General features: G+C 56.4%; 14 protein-coding genes. 13 read left to right on the forward strand and 1 reads right to left on the reverse strand.

Annotated features, from left to right (window positions below; translation table 11 throughout):
- The first annotated feature begins 246 nt into the window (after positions 1-246).
- The 13 genes from GSQ91_RS23520 to GSQ91_RS23580 all read left to right on the forward strand — a co-directional run bounded on the left by GSQ91_RS23520 (position 247) and on the right by GSQ91_RS23580 (position 18,784).
- On the forward strand, positions 247-360 hold the full coding sequence (locus GSQ91_RS23520; protein WP_254064850.1) for a translocated intimin receptor Tir: 114 nt from the start codon (positions 247-249) through the stop codon (positions 358-360).
- A 45-nt stretch (positions 361-405) separates the two neighbouring features.
- A complete protein-coding gene (locus GSQ91_RS23525) occupies positions 406-1,710 on the forward strand; it encodes a GRP family sugar transporter (protein WP_158824182.1) in 1,305 nt (434 codons plus the stop codon).
- A 53-nt stretch (positions 1,711-1,763) separates the two neighbouring features.
- Positions 1,764-2,786, forward strand: coding sequence for a LacI family DNA-binding transcriptional regulator (locus GSQ91_RS23530; protein WP_158824183.1), 1,023 nt, complete (start codon positions 1,764-1,766; stop codon positions 2,784-2,786).
- A gap of 77 nt (positions 2,787-2,863) precedes the next feature.
- Entirely contained in the window at positions 2,864-3,961 is a 1,098-nt protein-coding gene (locus tag GSQ91_RS23535) for a glycoside hydrolase family 105 protein (RefSeq protein ID WP_158824184.1), read from the forward strand.
- Between the two features lie 102 nt (positions 3,962-4,063).
- A complete protein-coding gene (locus GSQ91_RS23540) occupies positions 4,064-5,434 on the forward strand; it encodes a hypothetical protein (RefSeq protein ID WP_158824185.1) in 1,371 nt (456 codons plus the stop codon).
- Between the two features lie 195 nt (positions 5,435-5,629).
- Positions 5,630-7,792, forward strand: a complete 2,163-nt coding sequence (locus GSQ91_RS23545) for a GH92 family glycosyl hydrolase (RefSeq protein WP_254064851.1) — start codon at positions 5,630-5,632, stop codon at positions 7,790-7,792.
- Positions 7,793-8,059: 267 nt separating this feature from the next.
- Positions 8,060-11,521 carry a TonB-dependent receptor gene (locus GSQ91_RS23550; protein ID WP_254064852.1) on the forward strand — a complete coding sequence of 1,154 codons (3,462 nt, stop codon included), beginning with the start codon at positions 8,060-8,062 and terminating at the stop codon, positions 11,519-11,521.
- A gap of 172 nt (positions 11,522-11,693) precedes the next feature.
- Entirely contained in the window at positions 11,694-12,857 is a 1,164-nt protein-coding gene (locus GSQ91_RS23555; protein ID WP_158824187.1) for an acyltransferase family protein, read from the forward strand.
- A gap of 99 nt (positions 12,858-12,956) precedes the next feature.
- Positions 12,957-14,531 (forward strand): hypothetical protein, encoded by a 1,575-nt coding sequence (locus GSQ91_RS23560; RefSeq protein ID WP_158824188.1) that lies wholly within the window; start codon positions 12,957-12,959, stop codon positions 14,529-14,531.
- 389 nt (positions 14,532-14,920) lie between these two features.
- Positions 14,921-15,538, forward strand: a complete 618-nt coding sequence (locus tag GSQ91_RS23565) for a hypothetical protein (protein WP_158824189.1) — start codon at positions 14,921-14,923, stop codon at positions 15,536-15,538.
- Between the two features lie 170 nt (positions 15,539-15,708).
- Entirely contained in the window at positions 15,709-16,458 is a 750-nt protein-coding gene (locus tag GSQ91_RS23570; RefSeq protein ID WP_158824190.1) for a hypothetical protein, read from the forward strand.
- 11 nt (positions 16,459-16,469) lie between these two features.
- On the forward strand, positions 16,470-18,149 hold the full coding sequence (locus GSQ91_RS23575; protein WP_158824191.1) for a carboxypeptidase-like regulatory domain-containing protein: 1,680 nt from the start codon (positions 16,470-16,472) through the stop codon (positions 18,147-18,149).
- Positions 18,150-18,190: 41 nt separating this feature from the next.
- Complete coding sequence (locus tag GSQ91_RS23580; protein ID WP_216845398.1) at positions 18,191-18,784, forward strand: hypothetical protein; 594 nt, start codon at positions 18,191-18,193, stop codon at positions 18,782-18,784.
- Positions 18,785-19,105: 321 nt separating this feature from the next.
- On the opposite strand, the gene GSQ91_RS23585 is transcribed toward GSQ91_RS23580, so the two are convergent.
- Positions 19,106-23,065: a cadherin repeat domain-containing protein gene (locus GSQ91_RS23585; protein WP_158824193.1), complete on the reverse strand. Its 3,960-nt coding sequence runs from the start codon at positions 23,063-23,065 to the stop codon at positions 19,106-19,108.
- Between the last annotated feature and the right edge of the window lie 31 nt (positions 23,066-23,096).

The following is a 23,096-nucleotide window of genomic DNA, read 5'->3' on the forward strand; positions in this document are numbered from 1 at the left end:
GCAAAACCCACTTACGTTACCGCTAACGTATATCAGAGCCGATAGACGGGACGCAAGTGAAAAAATGAAGACAATGGAGGGCATGGACTTTATGGCGACTGACTCTGTGTGTAAGGCGAATCGGGCCTAAACGTGGCAAGGTTGAAACACGGCGCTTGACAGTGGTTTACTGGGTTCTCTAGAGTGACCGGAAAGTAAGCGGTAACGTATTTTGTTCGTGTTCGCGAATCGATGGAGGGGTGAACCATGGCGCCTATGAGCGGGCAGCAGACGATTAAGGCAATTCTAACGGACATTCAGTTCTGGGTTCCAGCTGTTGTGCTGGCGAGCGGAATCGTTCTGCTCATCCTGCTGCACTAAGCGTATTCGTCATCGTCGAGGGTAGAGCGAAAGGTGGAGAACAGAATGGCAGCCAGCAGCACAGTGACCGCTAGAAGCAAACCGGCTGGAGCCGGCGGATCGCTTCATGTGATGGGAGTGATATGCGGTCTCGCGGCCGGTGTCTGGCTGGGAGCGGCAGAGGCGCCAACGAAGTTGGTGAACGCTGGATTCTCGCCCTTTGCTATCTCCCTCTGCATGGTGGCGGGCGTATTTACGGCACGCTGGACCTTTCCGACACTGCTCAAGGGCACGAGTTATGTATTCGCGGATCTGCTGGAGAGGAAGCACCTCATCGTGTGGGCGTTGCTTGCTGGTGCGCTCTGGGCGGTGGCCAATACCCTGACGGTGTTTGCGATTCGCGATGTCGGGTTAGCGACTGCTTTTCCGCTGTGGAATACGAACTCGCTGATCGGTCTACTGTGGGGCAGGCTGCTGTTCCGTGAGCTGGAGGGTGCGGGCGCAAAGAATACGGCCAAGGTGGTGGTGGGAACTGTCTGTATCGTGACGGCTGCCATCATGCTCGGCTTCAGCACAATTCACGGAGGAACCTCGACGCCACTTCATGCGGTGCGAGGCCTGATTGCGGCTGCAGGAGCAAGCCTGATGTGGGGGACGATGTATGTGCCGTACCGCAAGGCTTACTTGAGTGGCATGAATCCTCTTTCGTTCGTAACGGCATTCACCCTGGGCGAACTCGGAACGATGTTGGTCCTCACCTGGACGCTGGATGGTGGCCGGCACTCCTCGGCCTTCCAATTGGTACATAGCAAGCAGCTACTCTTCTGGCTCTTTCTGGGAGGTTTCGTGTGGGTGGTGGGCGATCTGTTTCAGCAGTTCGCAACCAAGTACCTCGGCATTGGCCGGGGAATTCCGCTCTCCAACACAAATCAACTCTGGGGCTTGGCATGGGGTGCATTGGTATTTGGAGAGTTGGCTTCTGCCAATCGCAATCACATGATGCTTGTCGTTGCGGGATCATTGCTGATGATCTTGGGTGCCTTGGCCATCAGTACGGCAGTCGCCTCGTCTCGTGAACATCTTTCGAAGAACGAAGCCCTGGAGCGCGAGTGTCTTCGCTATGGGCTGAGCTATCGGCAGGTGTTGCTGGCGCAAAGTGGAGACGAATTTGGCGACCGCACGGAGCGCAGGCGCTGGTGGGATGTAGCGATCGTTCTTGCTGCAACGTCCCTCTTCGTGTGGTTGGCGGTACACGCCGTCGTGCCTCCACTGGCGATGAGCCTGCGTTGGATTGCGGCGTTGAGTGTTGTTCTGTTGGTGGCTCTGTTTGGCGGTGGATGGGCGCTTTGGCGGCAGACCCGTTTCAGCTAAATGCCAAATTTGCATTGGGCAGGGAACAGTAGATAGCTGCACGAGGGATGTTCGTGGCAATTCGTTTAAAAGATATTGCGCAGGAGCTTGGAGTCTCGACGGTCACAGTCTCTAAAGTGCTGCGCGGTAACACGGACATTGGCGAACGAACGCGTGCACTAGTTCTGAAGCGCATGCGCGAGTTGAACTACCAACCCAACATGCTGGCGCGCGGCCTGGCGAGCGGACGCTCTTTTGCCGTTGGTCTCGTCGTGCCGGATCTTGTACATCCGTTCTTTGGTGAGTTTGCCAAGTCTTTGGGCGGAGCACTGCGTGAGAGCGGTCTCGCTCTAGTGCTGGCTTCGTCGGAGGAAGACCCGGAGATTGAGCGTCAGGAGATCCGCACGCTCCTCAATCGTGGAGTGGACGTACTGCTTGTCGCTTCCAGTCAGAATGGGGCTGCAGCGGAGTTGTACTTCGGCGAGGCCAAGACGCCTTATCTTTTGATTGACCGCAGGTTTCCTGGTGCGGGGGCGAACTTTGTGGGGTCTGACGATGTGATGGTTGGTGAGTTGGCGACGCGTCATCTCATCGAAATTGGACGGAAGCGCATCGCGCATATTGGAGGCGAAGGCATGAGCCCTTCGGTGGATCGCCTTCAGGGATACAGGAAGGCGCTGGCTGCCGCCCGCATCACTGTGCCCAGAAACTATGTGGTTACGCGGGAGCGCTTTGAAGAAACCGGCGATCTTGCGGGCTATCAGGCGATGCAGGAGCTACTAGGCAGGAAGATACGTCCAGATGCGGTGTTTTGTTATAACGATCTCTCCGCTATTGGAGCCATGAAGGCCGTCATGGAGGCGGGGCTCCGCATTCCACAGGATGTTGCTTTCGTCGGATGCGGGAACCTGCGTTACGCCGAATATCTCAAGGTGCCGCTTACTTCGATCGATCATTCCACGCAGGAGATGGGACAGGTCGCCGCGAAGCTGGTCCTCGAGTTGATCCGTATGCCCGATCAACCTCCGCGTGTGACTCTGATGGAACCGAAGCTGATTGTTCGGCAGTCCACTGTGCTCAGAGAAAGTTCCGCATAGAGAGGAGCTTCTATCAAGATCCTTCAGGTGGATAAATATATCTCCCATTGTTGTTTTCAATCCTTTATGAGGCATACATGAATCGGAAAGTCTGGACCAAGAGAGGGGCGCAGGGATGCTTCGGTGGCCTGTTGTTGATTGCTGTGGCAACGATGCAGGCGCAAAAGGATTACTTCAGCCAGTGGCCTGCGGGAACGTCTCCCCAAGAGGTAGGCAAGCTGGTTGCCGAACATTTTATTCCCAGCCCGCATCAGTACACGGCAACCTTGCACTACTCGGAGGTGGGGACGTGGTATGGAGCGCTGACGTTCGCTCAGGTGACCCACGATAGCGCTCTGCAGGGCCGTCTGATTCACCGATTTGAGCCGCTGATGCCGGGTGGTGCCGAAGCAAGCCGCATTCCTACGCGGCGGCATGTGGACGACTCGATCTTCGGCGTTGTGCCGTTGGAGATCGGTCTCGAGACGAAAGACCCCGTGTACCTGGCCGAGGGCCAACGGTGGGCCGATCGCCAGTGGGAGAACCCGCAGCCCGACGGGCTGTCCGCCGAGACACGTTTCTGGATCGACGACATGTACATGCTGACGATTCTGCAGTTAGAGGCCTACAGGGCCACGGGAGACCGCAAGTATCTCGACCGTGACGCCAAAGAGATGGTCGCCTATCTGGACAAGTTGCAGCAGCCCAACGGTCTCTTCTTACATGCGCCTGATGTTCCGTTTTACTGGGGCAGGGGAGATGGGTGGGTGGCCGCGGGTATGGCTGAGATGTTGCGCTCGCTGCCTCAGGACCATCCGCAGCGGGCTCGTATTCTGGCCAGCTATCAGAAGATGATGACTGCGCTGCTGCGATATCAGGGCAAGGATGGGATGTGGCATGAGCTCATCGATCACGACGAAGCGTGGCCGGAGAGCTCAAGCTCTGCAATGTTCACCTTTGCGATGGTCACCGGGGTGAAAAACGGTTGGATCGATCCAGCGGTTTTTGGTCCGGCAGCGCGGAAAGGATGGCTGGCTCTGGTTGGCTATATCGATCAAAACAACGATCTCACCAACGTTTGTGAGGGAACAGGGAAGCAGAATGACCTCAGCTATTATCTGGCGCGTAGGCGCCGCACGGGAGACTTTCATGGGCAGGCGCCGGTGCTCTGGGCTGCCACCGCATTGCTGCGGTAAGAACATGAATCTGCAAAGGATGGATCGTAATCATCGGACAGAAGCCGCATTGCGTTTCCGCTACTATGGACTTGAAGAGCCAAAACACTTGAGGAAGAAGGCGTGCCGATAATGGTTCCCGCACCTCAGCAACTTGAGATAGACTCCGACGCATCCTGGGAGCTATTGCTTCGAGTTGTTAATAGCAATGAACTCAAACGGTCGTTGCGGCTTCGTGAACTGCTGCTGTATCTCGGCAAGCGCTCGTTGAAGTCGAACGTCGCGAGTATCCGTGAGCAGGAGATCGGCGCTGCCGTCTTCGGCAGGCCGGAAGATTACGACACCGGCATCGATAATATCGTTCGAGTCAATGTCTCAGAGTTGCGCAAGCGGCTGGCTCATTACTTTCAGGAGGAAGGAGCGGGGGAACCGATCATCCTTGAGATTCCCCGTGGCGGATACTTTCCGGTCTTCCTCAGTAGACCCGTTGAAAAGGACAGCAAGACGCAGGAGCATGACCCCGCTCCGGAACCCGTAACGAATGTCCATGTTCCCGATCCTAAGGGGACCGTTGAACACGAGACGTCCAGTGCGTCCTTGCCGAAGGATGTTGCGCGGCAAAGGACTGGCCGCGCACTTTCGTGGGGACTCGGTATCGCCCTGCTTCTGGCTATTTCGGTCTCCGCCTTTCTGTACTGGCAGAATCACGCGCTTCGGTTACAGTTGCAGCCATGGCACGCCGATTCCAATCGTGCTGCCTTCTGGTCGCAATTCTTTGCCTCCGGGCAAGAGGTAGATATCGTTACGGCCGACACCTCCTATGCGATTGCGGAAGACCTGCTCCAGCGACCCATCTCTCTGGACGATTACCTCGACTACAAATACAAGAGCGATGTTAACCTTCCAGGCATTACGCCTCAGACGCGCGATGCCCTGCATCTGGTTCTCGATCGCAATACGGGCAGCGTCGGTGATTTCGAGGCAGCCGAGCGCATTATGGGGTTGGACGCTTACTCCCCGGCACTTAAGTTGGCCTCCGCGCGTTCCTACACGCCACAGAGCATTAAAGACAACAACGTTATTTTGATCGGAGGCCGAGCATCGAACCCCTGGGTAGAGCTCTACAAAGATCGAACAAACTTCTCTATTGAGTACGACCCGTTGCTGCATCGCTCTTATGTGCTTAATCGGTCGCCGGCCGAAGGGGAGCAACATATCTATGAGATCGTTCAGGACCACGATAAGGCGTACAGCGTTATCGCCTTTGTCCCGAACTTCAGCAATCACCGCTACGCGTTGATCATTGCCGGAACCGATTCCCAGGGAACCCGTGCCGCAGGCGAGTTCATTGCCTCCAGTGAAGGGCTTGCGGCGATCCGGCAGCGGTTGCCGGCAGACCGCTATCCCTACTTTGAGGTACTGCTGTCCTCCTCACGCCTGGAGGGAACCACGCTTCACACGGTAATCCAGACCTCTCGAGGCTATGCCCACTAAAACAGCACTTCTTACATCATGTTTTGAAGTTCTTACTTGTAAGGAGATCCTGTAAAACCTGATTTGCTTACTTGTGCAAGCCTGCGCTGAAACGCAAAATGACTTGCAATGTCACGATTTTCCTTTCCTGTTCTTCTTCTGCTCTTCGTCCCAGCAGGTTTGCTTCTTTCGTCTTGCGGCGGAGCGGCTTTCGCCTTGGACAAACACCCCAGTCCTACGCCTGAAGACCAGGTAAATGTCATGATTGGGACTGCGGCCGAGGGCCAGACCTTTCCCGCTACGGGCGTTCCTTTTGCCATGACCCAGTGGACCCCGCAGACGCGCGCGGGTGAGGTCAAATGTAGCGCCCCATACTACGCGGCGGATACCCGCATTCAGGGATTTCGCGGCAGCCACTTTCTCTCCGGATCCTGCACCCAGGACTATGGCAGCTTCACCCTGATGCCGCTCAACAGCAGCGCTCAACTCGGGCCCGTTGAGCGTTCGTCCTCGTTCACGCACCGGAGCGAGCAGGCGCATCCTTATCTATATAGTGTCGATCTGGATGACAGCGGCATCCATGCCGATATCACCGGTGCAGAACGCTCGGGGATGATGCGCTTCCGCTTTCGTCCCGGGCAAAAGATGGGTTGGATAGCCGTGGAGAACAATCTGCGGCTTGGCAAAGGCACGATCCATATCGATCCCGAACACCAGGAGATCACGGGCGAAAACCCTGTGCATCGCATCTACGCCGGAGCCGATCAACCGGCCGGTTTTTCAGGCTTTGTGGTTGTGGTCTTCGACCGGCCCTTTCATGTAGGAGGCACCTGGGCCGGCAAACAGCGCACGGATGGCTCTCTTCAGCAGAATTCCTCCGAGAAAAGTCTGGGAGCCTTTGTTTCCTTCGACCTTCCCGCCGACCGGACTGTTCGCGTGCGGATCGGAACATCGTTCACCAGCCTGGAAGAGGCGCGCCGCAATCTCTCGGCGGAGATGCCCAACTGGGACTTTGATGCCGCTGTTGCTCGCTCGCGTGAGGCTTGGAATAAGGCGCTCTCAGCCGTCCAGATCCACGGAAATTCGCCCGACCGTCCCATCTTTTATACGGCGCTCTATCATTCCATGCTCTTACCGCGCATCTTCTCGGATCGCAGCGGAACCTATCCACGCTTTGCAGGGGGACAGAGCATTGAAACCGCGAAGGGCTTCACCTACTACTGCGACTTCTCCGTATGGGACACCTTTCGAGCGCTTCACCCTCTGTTGACGATCCTCGATCCCGGTCGAGACGCGGACATGGTTCAGTCCCTCATCGCCAAGGGAGAGCAGGGAGGGTTCCTGCCGATCTTTCCAGCCTGGAACAGCTACACCTCTGAGATGACTGGAGATCACTCCGACGCAATTATCACCGACGCCTATATCAAAGGCATTCGGGGTTTCGATGCGGAAGCAGCCTACCGGTTGATGCGCAAAAATGCCACCCAAGAGCCAGACTCCCTGGAGCTTTACAAGGATGGACGGGGACGCCGTGGGCTTGAGTCCTATCTGAAGTATGGCTATATTCCCTTGGAAGACCATGTGCCGTACTCCTTCCATAAGGACGAACAGGTCTCTCGCACTCTGGACTATGCCTTCGACGACTTTGAAGTAAGTGTCATGGCGAAGGCGCTCGGTCACACGGAGGATGCCGCGCTCTTCGCCAAACGCGCGCAGAACTATCGCAACGTCATCGACCCCGAGACCGGTTTCGCTCGCGGCCGCCATGCCGATGGCTCATGGGCCGAACCCTTTGACCCGATGGCTCCAGCCAGCTACATCACCGAATCGACACCCTTCGTCGATACCTTTTTCGTGCCGCAGGACATTCCTGGCCTAATCCAGCTCGTTCACGGGCCGGACGCGTTTGTGAAGAAGCTCGACGACCTCTTTGCGAAGAAGATCTACGACCACGGCAACGAACCCAGCCACCACATCGCATACCTCTACGACGATGCAGGCGTCCCCTGGAAGACCCAGCAGCACGTCCACGAGATCATGACCAGCCAGTACGCCGACAGCAATGCTGGTTTGGCCGGCAACGATGACGCGGGTCAGATGTCGGCCTGGTACGTGATGTCGGCCTTAGGTTTCTACGCGGTCACGCCGGGCACACCGCGCTATTCGATTGGAACCCCCCACTTTGACGATATGACGGTAAGAGTTGGGGGAGGGCGGGAGTTGCATATTCATGCTCTCGGTGCGGAGTCGGGAAAGTTTTACATCCGATCGATCCGTCTTAACGGCGTCTTGTTGCCGCGAACCTATCTTCTTCACTCCGAGGTGGTCGGCGGTGGAGATCTGGTATTTGAGATGAGTGATCGCCCGACAGGACTGTAACGAAGGTCCATAGCCCCTCCACACAGAGAGTGGAGAGGACTATGGGGTTTTCCTGCGGGCCGCAAGCATTCTCTTACGTCATTCCTTACAGAAACCTCACCGTAAATTCACTTGTCGATCGTGTTTGCGGCTAGGCATCATCGCCAGCATCAATCGCACCTGCAAATTTCGCAGCAGCAAACATAACAGAGCGAGCTGCCATGACGGCTCAGAGAAGTACTTCGCAAATTTTGAGGTTTACGCGCAAGCGGTAACAAGGAGATGAAGATGAAAACAGCGATAAAGCGGATCAAGCAAATGTCACAGCAGCTGGGCCTTACCGGCGGGAGGGTGGTCCGATGTTCCGCGCTGCTGAGCCTCCTGGTGTTGGCACTTTTGCCGGTTCAGGGTGCGCTTGCTCAGGGTATTACGGGATCGATTACTGGTACTGTTACCGATTCGACCGGAGCCGCGATTCCCGACGCAACGGTTACCATTCGCGATGCGGCGACCAATTCGGTGCACACCGTCAAGACATCCGATGTCGGAAGCTATACGGTCCCGCAACTTCCTCCCGGTCAGTACACCGTGACGGTCGATAAAGCGACTTTCAAAAGTTATAAGCAGAGTGCCATCACGCTTTCGATCGATCAGGTAGCGCAGATCGATGCCCAGTTGACGGTTGGTGCGGCGAACGAGATCGTCGAGGTGACGACCACCGAGCCGGTGATTCAAACTTCAACCTCCTCGGTGGGATCGGTGATCGATAGCCAGGCAATCCAGAACACGCCACTCAACGGTCGTCTTGGAATCAACGGTCTGGTCGCGCTGGCTCCTGGTGTTCAGGGTGCGGGCGCCCAGGACCAGCTCGATACGCGTGGCGTTACGGCATCTGTCGGCACCGGTTCGCGCAGCTCCTATGGTGGTCTCGGTTCCACGCTCGACGGTGTTACCAACCAGGAAGTCACCTTGCAGCGTGGTGAGGGCGAAGTCCCCTCGCTCGATGCAATCGCGGAGTTCAAGATTCTCACCACGGGCGCTCCCGCGGAGTTCAACCAGCCGGCACAGATCATCGTCGCCAGCGCCAGTGGAACGAATGGGCTCCATGGAGGCGGCTTCGAGTACAACCGCTCCAAGGGCACCTCGGCCAAGACCTACTTTGGCGGAGCGTTGGCTCGTCCTCCCTACCAGAGGAATGAATACGGCGGCAATCTCTCCGGTCCGATCGTTATCCCTCATCTCTACAACGGCCGCGACAAGAGCTTTTTCTTCGCTGCCTATGAAGGTTTCCACCTGACACAGTCGTACAGCGACAACACACAGGAGCCTACAGCCCTTGAGCGTGAAGGCAACTTCAGTGAATTCCTCGCAGGGGGCGTCTGCGCGCCGAGTGCCACCACCAGTACCTACATCTATAACCCGGCAACAGGGCAGCCCTTTGCTGGAAATATCATTTCGAGCACTCTGAACCCGGTGGACCTGCAGCTCTTGAAGCTGCTGTATCCGAACCCTACAACCAGCGGCTGCGGTACCAACACCTATGAGCTGGTGCAGGAAACCAGCAATGCCAGCCGCTTCTCCGTACGCCTCGATCACAAGTTGAGCGAGAAGGACCAGCTTCGCTTCACCTACCTCAGGGCCTTCTACGGTCCAAGCCCCACCAATGGCAACAATAGTCTGCAGGGTGGCAACGCGCAGGACGGAGAACACAACCAGAACTTCATCGTCGGTTGGACCCACACCTTCTCGCCCACATTGCTGCTCGATGTGTCGGGATCTTACTTTCATCTGCCGATCTACCGTACTCCACAGAACTACAACACTGACTTTTCTTCGATCATCCCCGGGCTTGGCGCGGAGCTGATCGAAGGTGCGCCGCAGATCAGCATCACCAATATTCAGTCTGTCTCTGAGTCCGGCTCGCATGACCTGGAGCAGGACGCTCAGGTCGCCACGTCCGTCACCAAAGTGCTGCCGAAGCATACGCTCAAGGCTGGCTTCTTGTATCTCTTCAACGACCACTGGAACGACTCGGCTGAGAGTCCGCAGCGCGGCTCCTTTGCCTTCAACGGCCAATACACCACCAGCTCCACAGCCCTCACTGGGGGTAATAAATCGGGTATTGCTTTCGCTGACTTCATGCTCGGCACGCCCGTTACGACCGGAAATGCGGCGCCGAACAACTACATTGTCAGGAACCTCTCTAGCCAATACGGCCTCTACCTGCAGGACGATTGGAAGCCACTGTCCAATCTCACCATCAATGCCGGTCTTCGTTACGACCTGCAGTGGTTTCAGGGCAACCCCTACGGCAACGAGTCCCTCTATATCCCTTCGCTCGGCAAGGTGGTGGTCTTTGGCACCTCGTACCCGGCGGCCTCAATTCCGAACTTCCTGACGTCGATTCCGATCGCGCTATCCTCGCAAGTTGGTTTGCCAAACAGTGTCTTTAGCTATCTTGGCCAGGACAAACACAACATTGCGCCGCGATTGGGCTTTTCGTATGAGCCTGTACACAACACGGTCGTTCGCGGCGCGTTTGGTATCTATTACGCGCTCTTGCCATCGAGCTATGTCGATACGGCCCCGTTTGGGACACTCCCTTTCGTCGGCTCGGAGACATATAGCAACTCCACCACCACAACTCCTGCCTTCACGATGTCCAACCCGTTCTCGGCCACCGGTGCCTTCACGGCAAATCCCTCCGTCAGTGCGCAGGCCAAGACCACCACGCCGTACACCGAGGAGTACAACCTCGCAGTCGAACATCAATTTCCAAAGAATATCGATCTGCGTATCGGCTACGTCGGTCAGCACAATCTGAAGCAAAACAACTATGGCGGCCCGGGATCAACACCAGGCAGCAGTGTCAGTGGCCCGAATATCAACCTGCCCTCCCAGCCGGTGCTTACTACTGGCACAACAACCGCACAGAGCACCTATCTGGTGCAGCCGTTCTCCACCATCAACAACAGTATGGATCCGATGTTCCATAGCAGCATGAACTCACTTCAGGTTGGCCTGCACAAGCAATACAGTCAGGGTCTTGCCTTTGGTGCGGAGTATCAATGGACTCGCGTTCTCGGTACTGAAAACATACAAAACCCATCCGGTTCAACTCCCAACGACTCCTACGGGCCTATCTCCGGACTCACGCCTCAGGTCCTCACGGTCAACTACTCCTACCTTCTGCCGTTCGGAAAGGGGAAGACGTTCCTGGGCGGTGCAGGCAATCTGGTCGACAAGATCGTCAGTGGTTGGCAGATCTCGGGCATTAGTACCTTCCAGACCGGTCAGCCATTCTCCGTCAGCTACACTGCACCTGGCAGCTACACCCTCAACTCCGTAACGTATAAAAACCTGGTTAGCGGTCGTGCCAGCATTGTTCCCGGACAGCCTCTCTACCCCTCTCACAAGACGAAGGCAGAGTGGTTCAACCCGGCTGCCTTCACGGCACCGACCAATGCTGCCGGCGTCCAGGGTGGCGCGTACGGAAACTCCGGATACGACATGCTTCGCGGACCCGGCTTTCAGGACTGGGATATGAACCTGGAGAAGAACATCGTCTTCGCGGGGCGGTACAAGGTTCAGCTTCGCGCCGACTCCTTCAACGTCTTCAACCACCCCAACTTCGCGGTACCGAATTCATCCATCAGCAGCGCTTCCAGCGTCGGAACGATCACCTCGATTGCCGGCACGCCCTCGTATGAGCAGCGCACGGTGGAGTTTGCTGCGAAGTTCAGCTTTTAGCTGAATTCGCTGTAGGCTCCTTGTGGCTTCAATGGGGATCTGCTCAGCAGCGCAGATCCCCGAACCCCTCTACGGCGCAGCGTGTTTTCTTCGGAGCTTCACAGCAGAAATCGAAGCGCCATTTTTTTCTTGTTACTCCTGATAGCGTACGTATGTCGGGCCAGGAGACGTTGTGAACAACCCGAGCCTATCTAATAACTTCGCAACCAGGAGTCCTTCTTCCGGGCAACGTCTGCTCTCACTCGACGTGCTGCGCGGCCTCACCGTCGCTCTCATGATCCTGGTCAACAACGCAGGTGATGGCGCTGTCTCTTACGCACAACTGCGCCACTCCGTATGGAATGGCTGCACGCTCACAGATATTGTCTTTCCTCTCTTTCTATTTATGATCGGAGCCTCGATCGCGCTCTCCCTGCGATCGCGTCTCGCTCACGGCACGGCACGATCGATCATCTTGCTGCAGGTGTTGAAGCGTTCTGTGCTCATCGCTGCAATTGGGTTGCTGCTCAACGCACTGCCGTACTTTTCGATGAGCACTCTGCGCTTCTACGGAGTGTTGCAGCGCATCGCACTCTGCTACGCGCTGGGAAGCATCGTCTTTCTCTTCGGTGGAGTAACTGCGTGCATTGTGGCTATCGTTGTGGCTCTGGGCGGATATTGGTTCCTGCTACTTCACGTGACGGTACCCGGTATTGGTTTGCCCGGGGTCGCTGTCGGTGTTCTTGACCGTTACGGCAATCTGACCTCCTGGCTCGATCGGTTGCTTGTGCCCGCAGCCCATCTCTATCACCACGGTATCTATGACCCTGAAGGTCTGTTGAGCACAATGCCGGCGGTTGCAACGACGCTCTTCGGTGTGCTCGCCGCGGGTTGGCTGCAAACGCGGCGCCCTGCCTGGCAGAAGGCAACAGCCCTCATCTTGTGCGGTCTTATTCTCTTGGTCTGCGGTTTGCTTTGGGCGCACAGTTTTCCAATCAATAAACGCCTCTGGACTAGCTCCTATGTCCTTTTTACCGGAGGTGTCTCCATGCTCCTGCTTGCGTCGCTCTTCTGGGTGATCGACGGCCCATACCAATTGCGACGTGGGTTGGCACCCTGGCTTGTCTTTGGCACAAACGCGCTTGCCGCCTACGTCCTCTCGGAGGTCCTTGCGATTGCACTCGCCGCCGTCAGGATGCCGCGCGGAGGAAACCTTCAGCAGTCTCTCTTCCATCTGCTGCCACATTGGCTGGGGCCGCCCCCTTTGGTCTCTGTGATCTATTCGGTGTTCTTTGTGTTGGTCTGCGCTCTTCCGCTAATTCCTTTATACCGGAGAAAGATATTTCTCAAGCTCTAAGTTGTTTCTCCCGGTTATATTCCAGGCTCTTTGGCAAAGCCTCATTCTGTGACGAAACGAAGATGTTTTATTCAAAAAAGTAGTTTGAAGGTGATATTGATGAAGCGAATACTCTGGATTACATGTTTCTGGATCGTGATGAACTGCGGCTCAGCTCTAGCGCAACTAACTCCGACGCTTCACCCAGAACTTAATCCTTCGTCGAAAAACTCTCGTGAGCTCTTTGATGAATCGATGCGCCTGTTCGACACAAGCTACGATCCCAACGCGCACCTGGTACTGCGTCCGCATGATGGAGGGACTCATGTGCGCGGCCACTACATGGTTCGTGAATCGAGCTGGTATGCCCTGGGTCTGATGATGCGCGCCCGCTCAAATAATCGGCCAGCCGACGTGGATCGAGCGGCCCAAATTCTTGGAACAGTGTTGGACCAGCAGTATCTCGATCCCAATATGAAGTGCTATGGCACCTTCAAGCGTTCTCCAGAAGAGCCAGGCCCCGGTGATCACGATGTTGCTTTTACCTCCTATGATCCAAACTGGCGCCAGTTCATAGGAACTACGCTGGAGATGATCCTGATTGAATTTCCGGGGCGGCTTCCGTCTGAACTAGAGACACGCATGTACCGCGCTATCGATGCAGCCGTTTCCGGCGAGATCCACGATGGCCGGTTAGTTCCGTCCTACAGCAACATCGCACTCATGTATGGCGCGTTGTGGGACTTTGCGGCGGTCCACGACAACAATGCCGACTGGCTTTCCCGTTCGCAAGCCTGGACGGAGCAGGTCTACAGCCTATTTCAGCGCTACGGCACCTTTAATGAATACAACGCTCCGACCTACTACGGTGTCGATCTCTATGGTCTCGCGCTGTGGCGCGAATATGGGTCGACTCCGCGTATGCGCCGACTCGGCCATGTCATGGAGGCTGCGCTTTGGAACGATCTAGCCAACTTCTATCAACCAGAGTTGCGCAACATCGCGGGGCCCTATGACCGCTCCTATGGCATGGACATGTCGAATTACGTGACCGTGACCGGAGTATGGATGAGAACGGCATTGGATGCAGCCCATGCACCGCTGCCGTCGAAGCCTACGCTGACCACGTCTCAGGTCGCCGATATGTGGTTCGCGCCGCATGTCACGCTCCTGGGCACCCACATCCCAAACGCTGCTCTCGTGAAGTTCCGCAGATTTATCGGGCCGCACATGGTGCATCGGCGCATCGACTCAACGCGGGTGACGACCTCCTGGGTTGGTGATCGTGCCATATGGGGTGGCGAGTTCACCGGCATGACCAAAGACTCTGGCGGTAAGACACAGTTCCATCCCGTTACCGTGCAGTGGAGCATGCCGGACGGATCGATCGGCTGGATCAAGGTGACGCGCTCTCCGAACGTCGATGCCGTTGCCGACCCTGAGGGCGTGACCATCACGACCCACGGCGACGTCTCTTTCCGTGTCTTTACAGGGAAGGGCCCGTCCAAAATCAGCAAGACTACATGGTCGCTTCCAGGGTTTCTCGCTGAGATCCAAACCGATGCCAGGAGCTTCTCTATAAGTCAGCCAGGAGACTGTGCAGATTGCAAAGATATGCTGTACACCGGCGTGCGATCTATCCGCATGGAGCTCCATGCGGACAGGTCGCATCCCTCTGACCGTAGCGGCAACTAACTAACCCCCCAAAGCTAGAGCGGGTTCATAGTGGGTGTAAGCCGGAATGTGGGTGTAAGCCGGAACAAAAGACGTTTGCGTGGTTTTCTCCCAAGGAAAACGACACTGCACAATCTTTGCTGGATCACGGTAACTGTGAGACTGCTCTATGCCTGTTGAACGGAGTGCCCCGGACGATTCCGGGGCATGCCGCAGAGCTGCGTTTTGAGTCGCTTGCGTCCTTCCATATTCGCTGGTATGCTGGGCCGTTCCTCACCTTTGAGACTTGCTTACTCTGGGCACACGAGTTGATGAAATCACTTGTTCGATAGAGCGCTCTCGGGGACAGTACCTACTGTTGTTAGCGGCGAAGTTTTGCATCGAATACTCAACTTTCTAGGAGATCCCAAATGCGTTACTTCTCAAATAGGCTTAAATGGCTGCCGGTAGTGCTGTTTAGCGTCGGCGTCGTCACGCCCGGCATAGCAAAGGCTGCTACAAACTCAAATGCCGCAACGGTAACTCTCAATGCGACACTCAGTGCTTTTCTGACCGTCACCGTCGCGAGCCCGAACATCACCTGGACCGCAGGAACCAACCCACTGGTTAATGGCACGCAAGTCACGGGTACAGGCAGTCCCCTGATCACCACTAGCTGGTTGCTTGCAAGCACCAACAGCCATATTTATCTGTACGGCTACTTCGGGAGTGCAACTGCCGCACTGACGGATACAGCTTCGGACAACATTCCGTCGTCCGCTGTCTTTGGCGCCGTAACCACAAGCGGCGGTGCGGTCGCTACACCGACAACCGCCCTGACCGCCTTCACCCAGACTGCTGCTGCTCCGGCGACTGGGATTGGAACTGCCAGCGCTAGTCTTCTGCTCGATACGTATGCTGTTAGCCTGTCGAACATCATCAATCTGACCGGTATAACCGATACGTTGAAGGTAGCAATCACCACGCCGGCCCTGCAGCCTGCCGGCGCCTATACGGGCACGATCACCATTCAGGCTCAAGCCGATTAATCCGTAAGTCATGTATCGGAGGGGCCTCTGGCAAACGCTTGAGGCCCTTCCCCCATGCTGCGCTGTATGTATTTGGGAATAGCTGTTTCGCACCCATCATGAGTGCCTGAGCATTCCTGGGAAACCTATAGCCAAGCCCAATACAGCTTGTTAGCTCTGGAGAACCAACCGTGCCGAAGCTATCTATTCGGTTTATCAATATCTCGGGCCTGTTTGCTCTGCTGCTTCCTACCATAGCTCTGTCCCAGACCGTTGCTCCTCCCGTGGTCGAGTATCAACAGAAGGCCGATGGCCAGTTCACACTCACCAATAATTCGCTGTCGGCTTACGTTGTGGTTCTCGAACCCAAGAGCTTCAGCATTAATCGAGACGGCAAGGATATCTTTCGTCCGCTCGATCCGGGCATTCATCTCAAGCTCTCGTCGATGAGCATCAAACTGCTTCCCAAGCAGTCCTATACGATCTTCTATTCGGTGCAGTCCGACACGCTGCCGGCTTGGTTTACCATCTATTCCACTTTTTCTCTGCAGCAGCGCGGGCCTGGCATCAATCTGCGGATTATGCTGCCGCACACGGTATATCTCTACCAAAAAAAGCCGCTCGCAAAGGATGCGGTTAAGCTCACAAACCCACTTTATGATCCAGACAAGAAACTAGTCTCTTTCGATATTGAAAATCTGAGCAGTGCATATGGTCGAGTGCGTGGGGCTACTGCCAGCATCGGCCACGAGACAGTCGAGATGGGTGGCTTTCCTTTGCTTCCCGGTAGCCCCAGGCATGTGCAAGCTACCTGGACCGGCAAAGAGCCTCCACAGCAGGTGCATCTTCACTTTGACAACTTTGACTTGACTCAACCCATAGTCCTGCAGGAGCCTGCTCCGCCCGCAGTTACACAGCCAAGTTCAACTCCGCAGCAGTGATTGGATCCCCTGTGCCACGTGCGATCAGGGTAGGGTGCTTCCTCTTCTTAGTGATTTCGGGTTGTGCCTCTGCGCAGGTGATTGAGGTGCGCGGCGGCAACTCTTCACTCTATGAAGCTGGCGGCGGTTCGGTCACGATGTACACGCCCAATTACAACTTCGTCATCGGAGCAGGCACGGAAGCCGGGCATCTTGAATACGGAGCCAGGCTTGAAAGAGAAATTGGTAAAACCCGTTATATCGCCGGAGACGATCAGGTTGATTTTCATCTTCCCACCGATATATTCGACTCCGCCCATTACCTCTACACCCGCGGTCTGAGCGCGCGTACGCAGCTCCAGGGAACCGATATTCTTGCCTTTGGCGGGGTGGAGTCCAATGTCTACAGCACACCCCTCTTCGATGGCGGAACCATGGGCGAGGGGCTGGGATTTCTCGCGGTGCATCGTAAGCTCGATGCTCACTGGCAGCTTTACTCCAACACTGTCATCTCGAGTAAGCAATCGGAGATCGTCGGCCTCGAATGGAAGCCGCAGATAGGAGAAGAGTTCGCTTTCTCTGGCGGAGTGGGGTCCAATAAACCATACGGCGCTGCCAGCCTGCACATGAAGCGCCAGTGGCTCGACCTCAAGGCTGCTTACATCCAGGCAGGCCATGATTTCGAAAGGATCATACTCGCCAATCCTGTCTTCGCTGAACCCAACAAAGGAAATCTATCCGTCACTGTAACTCCAACTCACTACCTCAGCTTTAATGGCGGAACACAGAGCTACCTGGTTCCGCTCACCAACACCAAGGGGCAATACACTGGCCAAACCGCCGCCAGTTCTGCGGATCAGGTCGGGGCATCCCTCAACTTGTGGAAGGCCAGCCTCTCCGGCAGCCTATACGAATCAAAGTATCAAGGACAGATCGATCATGCTGGAACGGTGACGGTCCAACGCCCCATCACACGCCGGATTCAGGTAATGAGTTCCTGGATGGTAAGCCGCCCCAAAAACAGCCAGGCAACTGGTAACTTCCTCACTACCGTAAATGAGAATTTGACCTCACGCTTCAGCCTCAACCAGAGCGTAAACGTCTCTAACGGCACAACCAACATCCTCTATGGCGGATCCATCCAGTCCAACTTGATCTCTGCCAGTGCCAGTTATGAGACCTTCTATGTCCCCTCGTTGACCAAAAATCCCTTTGAGAATGCGCTGATTCTCGATGTCAATATCCGCCTCTTTGGGCGTGCCCGCATGCACGGACAGACCTACGTCGGTCCAACCGGCAAGCTACTCTACACCGCAGATGCGTATGGCATGGCATCGCGAGATCCCGCCGATCTGCCGCCGATGCCACAACAGCGCAGCATAGGCAATAGCGTGATGCATGGCCAGGTCGTCGATTCCAGCAACACACCGGTTGAGGGCGCTGCTCTTATGATTGACCAGAAGCCGATTTATACCGACTCCTCGGGGCGGTTCTTCCTGCGCGAACATAAACCGCAGGAACACAAACTGACCGTTTTGACCGATCAATTCCTCGCAGAGGGCCAATGGGAGGTCGTCCATGCTCCCACGTCCATTCACAGCACTGACAACGACGACGAACCGGATATCATGATCATCGTTCGCCATAAGGCTGCCCCTTCAGGACAAGCCGATCCAAATGAGAACATGCATAACGATGCATCTCCCCAATAGCAGGGAACAACTGCAGTTGTACTATTTGGAGAAAGACGCCGATGTCCTTGAGTCAAATGAGATCATTCGTTGTGCATCACCGGCTCGTGTTCGCGTTATTTCTATCGACGCTAACGACGACCGGTTACGCGCAAGCGATTCGCGCTCGCCCCTCGATCTCAGTGGGGCCTAAACCTGCGTTGGTAATTTTAGGAAGCCTGACTATCGCAGCTTCCCCAACATCTGCGAGTTTCACACTTGTTTCAGGCGGAGTAAGCAATGCGCCATCCGTAACCATCACGACAAGCTGGCTGGTGGTTGGTCTTGGCTCAGACCCTCTTGATATTTATGGCTACTTCACGAGCCCCACCGCAGCCCTGCAAAACACCGCAAGCTTTTTGATCCCGTCTTCGGCGGTTTTCGGACAGGTAACAGGGACGGCGGGTATTGTCAGTAGCTATACTGCCTTCACCCAAACGACGCCCCAGGCATCCGCCTCAGGATTACATTTGGCAAGCACTACTCAGGCGTTTCTTGTCCTGGGGATCGGCTCGCAAACAAATACATTGTCCTTGAAGATTAATCTAAGTGGACAACCACAATTGCCCGCTGGAAGTTACACCGGAACGCTCATGCTTCAAGCCGTAGTCAATTAGCGAAGGCACGTCCAGCCGAGATATTGGTAAAGAGCGACCGAGATCCATTTGTGCGAGTGTATGGCCGTACTTCCAAACTAGTTTGAAGCCTCTGGCAAGGCGGCGCTAGCGTGGTGAGTTCTTAGTTCGTTGAGAATCGGTGTTACCACCCATAGCGCGAAGCGCAAACAGCGACGCTTTAGCGTCGCTGGGCGGAGGGAGCCGTGGCCTTTAGGCCACGGGATTAAGGTCACGTGAGAAATCGGGCTTTAGCCCCGGTTTTTTTGTTGATAGCCGAAAGAAGGCCTATTCTTTACCTCTTCCATATTAAGAAACCTGAAGTCAATGTTGAATCTCCTGGACCTTCGGATTGCTGCTGCCCAGATCAAGGACCAGTGCTTTAGTCGCTGAAATGATGTAGATAACAGAGCCAGAGGCACCGCCTCCGAGGACAGCACGGCCGTTGGAGCCAACCGTGTAGGTAGCGCTCAAGCTATTGTCAGGGCTGAGCGTGCCCTGACTGTTCTGGTCCTGTGTACCGCTGATAGAGCCCGTGCCTGTGGAGGAGAGCTCGGCTGTGCTGTCGCTCCCGTTACTCAGGGGAGCGAGAACGCCGAGGGCATAGGTTCCGTCGAGCGAAGCGAGTGAAAAGCCGGTCGCTGTCTGCGGTTCAAAGTAGCCGGTTTGAACCTCTCCACTGAAGTTCATTGCAAAACCCTGATTGCTACCGACAAGATAGAAGAACGGCGGATGATTACCTCCTCCTCCTGTCACCGTGACCCGGCCGTTGGCGGCAACGCTGTAAGTGGCGGATATGGGATTACTGGTTACGGTGCCCCCATCGTTTTCATCGTCGGTAATGGATATATTCCCAGCACCATCAAAACTGGTCAGCGCGAGCAAGATGTCCGGGAAGTAGGTCGTGGGGGAGCCACCGGAGGAGCTATCCAGTCCGTCGAGATGCAGTACTGAAATACCATGTAGGGTTGCATTGGTAAAGCTCCCATTGGCGACCGTCTGTTGCAGAACCTTGCCTGAGAGCAGATCGTTGGCATTGGTTCCGCTGGCCGTATCTAAAGAAAGCATGAATAGTTTTGTCGCTGACACGACATAAAAGGCCATATCGACTGGGTTTGTACCACCACTGCCGTTGGGAACGCTGAAGGACAGCGTGCCGCGGCCGTTGGAGGCAACGCTATACGTCCCGCTGGTAACCACAATGGGTGTGCTGCTGCCCGAACTGGATGAGAGAAACTCCGCGCTGTTGATGCTTCCCGCTCCGTTCAATTGGATCTCGCCAATCACACCTGTGTGGCTTGTGGCGCTACCATTGAATCCAGAGAGGCCAACCGCATACCCGCCTGCGATGGACGCAGTGGTGAACGCAGAAGAACTCTGCAGGGTCAGGGTTCCGGTAAGCGTTTGGCCGCTGAGATCGAACTCCGCGATGTAGCCGCCGTCGGCTATACCACTGGTGATCTGGTCTAGCGCTATCACATACGTGGCAGTCCCGAGAGAGCTGGTGAGCGTGAGCTTGCCTCTGCCATCCGATCCAACCGCATAAGACCCACTGGTGATGGAGGTGTCGCTGATCGGGCTCGTAAGCCCTGTGCCGTTCGCGTCAAAGACGCCTCCAGTGATATTGCCGTTACCATCCGCGATGAACGCAACGATAGTCGCGAGTGGGTTGCCGGTGCTGTCGAAGCCGGTCATCAGGGCTGCATACTGGCCCTTCAACTCGTTGTCGTTCGCACTGCTGCGAGCGGTGTTGATGGTGACCGTCATCTGCTGCGTTGCTGTCTGGGAAGCAGAGTCGTTGACCTGGACGTTGATGCTGAAGGGACTGCCTGTGACAGTGGTGGGGGAACCCGTGATCTGACCTGTGCTGCTGATGCTAAGCCCGGACGGTAGCGCGCCACTGGCGGAAGCAAGACTCCAGGTGTAAGGCGGCGTCCCGCCGCTGGCACCCAGGATGAAGGAGAAGGGCAGTGCAACCTCGCCACTCGCTGTATTGCCGGAGTTGATGGCAAGCGGCGACGCGGCTGTGATGTTCACGGTGTAGGACTCCGTCACCGTCTGTGGCGTAGCTTCCGCGTCGGCGATCTTGACCGTGAAGCTATAGCTTCCTGTCGTGGTCGGTGTTCCGCTCAACTTGAACGCACCGTTGCAACCGCCGTTACAGTTGCTGAAGGTAAGACCCGGCGGCAGCGAGCCACTGGTGACCGTGATGGTGTAGGGGGTAACTCCGCCGCTCGCCTGGATGACTCCCTGATACGAGCTGTTCTGCGTGCCGTTGGGCAGCGATGTAGTGGGAACCAGCAGCGTAGATATATTGACCAGGATGCCCAGATGCGCGACTGCCGTGGTAACGGAGTCAGTCGCCTGAACATAGAAGCCCGTGGTTCCCGCGACCGAAGGCGTACCGGAGATAAGGCCGGAGTTGCTCAGGGTTAGTCCAGCAGGCAGCGAACTACCAGCCTGCAAACTCCAGGTGACACTTCCACTGCCGCCCGTACTCTGCAGTTGCGTGGAATACGCCGAGCCTGTAGCCCCATTGGGCAGGGAACTCGTAGTAATGGTGAGTTGAGCATAGACCACAATGCTGAGATTGACCGTCTGGGTCTGTTGTGGGGTGCCGGAGTCTGTGGCTTTGATAGAGAAGCTAACCGTTCCAGCCGCAGTGGGCGTGCCGGTGATAGCTCCCGTGGCTGTATTCAAGAAGAGCCCCGTAGGTAGTGAGCCGACAAGGCTCCAGGTGATGCTGCCGGTTCCTCCAGAGGAAGTAACGTTTGCGCTATAGACCGTCCCAATCTCAGCATTCGGCAGAGAGGTTGTTGTGATGGCGAGTGGTGCAGCATTGACCACAATGCTCAACGCCTGCGTCTGTGTCTGCTGTGGACTGCTGGAGTCCGCAGCTTTGACGGTGAAGGTGCTTGTGCCGACTGCTATTGGTGAGCCAGTGATGGTTCCCGCTGCGTTCAGAGTGAGGCCCGAGGGCAGGCTGCCGCTAGCGAGGCTCCAGGTGATAGGCAGCGTGCCGCCGGTAGCTTGCAGCGTCTGTGAGTAGGCGGTGTTGACCGAAGCGCTAGGCAGAGAGGTGGTGGTGATCGCGAGCGCAGCCGGGGCGATGGTTATGGTGAATTGGCCAGTGGCTTGCTGTTGCGGTACGCCAGAGTCATTCACTGTGATCGTAGGTGTCGAGGTCCCAGCCGTTGTCGGCGTGCCGGAGATCACACCGGTGGTGGCATTGATGGAAAGTCCGGCGGGCATACCGGTAGCACCCCATGTATAGGGAGTGACACCTCCTGCCGCCTGGAGTGTTGCGGTGTACGCAGTGTTCGCAGTGCCTCCGGCGAGCGAGCTTGTCGTAACGGAGAGCTTTGTCAGCACGGTAAGGCTGAGCGCTGCTGTGGACTTCGTCTGCTGGAAGGCGCCGCCCGAGTCTGTGGCCGTAACGACGATGTTGCTGGATGTTCCCGCCGCGGTTGGCGTGCCTGTGATCTGGATGCTCTGGCCCGTGGTTGCGCTGAGTGCCAATCCTGCGGGCAATCCGGCAACCGTCCAGTGGATAGTGCCTGTGCCTCCGGCTGCCGTGATGGCCGCAGAGGTGTATGCCTTATTTTGAACGGCGTTGCCGAGAGCCGGCGCAGAGACTGTCAGCGGCGCGGGGCTGACGGCAAGTGTGAGGGTAGAGGAAGTTGCGCTAAGCGGAGTCGCTGCCGCATCCGTCACCTTGACGGTGAAGCTCACTGCAACGGCTGTCGTCGGTGTACCGGAGATAACGCCTGCACGGTTCAGGCTGAGTCCTGCAGGCAGCGCTCCAGAGGCAAGAGTCCAGGTCAGGGTGCCGCTTCCGCCCGTTGCGGCCAGTGTGACGCTGTACGCTGTGCCGACTGTCCCACCTGCCAATGCGCCACTGGTTGTGATCGCAGGCGCCGGATGCACGGTGATGCTAACGCTCGCAGTCTGCGTCGTATTCTTCACCGAAGTGGCTGTCAGCATGGCTGTCGTAACGGAGGAGACCGTGGCAGGTGCGGTGTAGGTAACTCCGGTCGTTGTACTGTTGGTCAGCGTGCCCCCGCCGGAGACGGTCCAGGTGACCCCGGCATTGGAAGAATCGTTGCTGACGCTTGCCGTGAAGCCGAGAGACTGGCCCTGGTCGAGGCTCTGCGTGGCGCTGGGAGAGATAGACACAGAGATAGCAGACGTGTTGTTCCCACCCCCACTGCAAGCGGAGATCAGGAACGTAGCGGCTGTCATCATGCAGCCTGCGAGCAATCGAGAAAAGGATGCGTTACGCATGAAAGGCCTCCAGGGGCGATGGACGCAACCG

Source organism: Granulicella sp. S156, from assembly GCF_009766105.1.
Lineage (GTDB): Bacteria > Acidobacteriota > Terriglobia > Terriglobales > Acidobacteriaceae > Granulicella.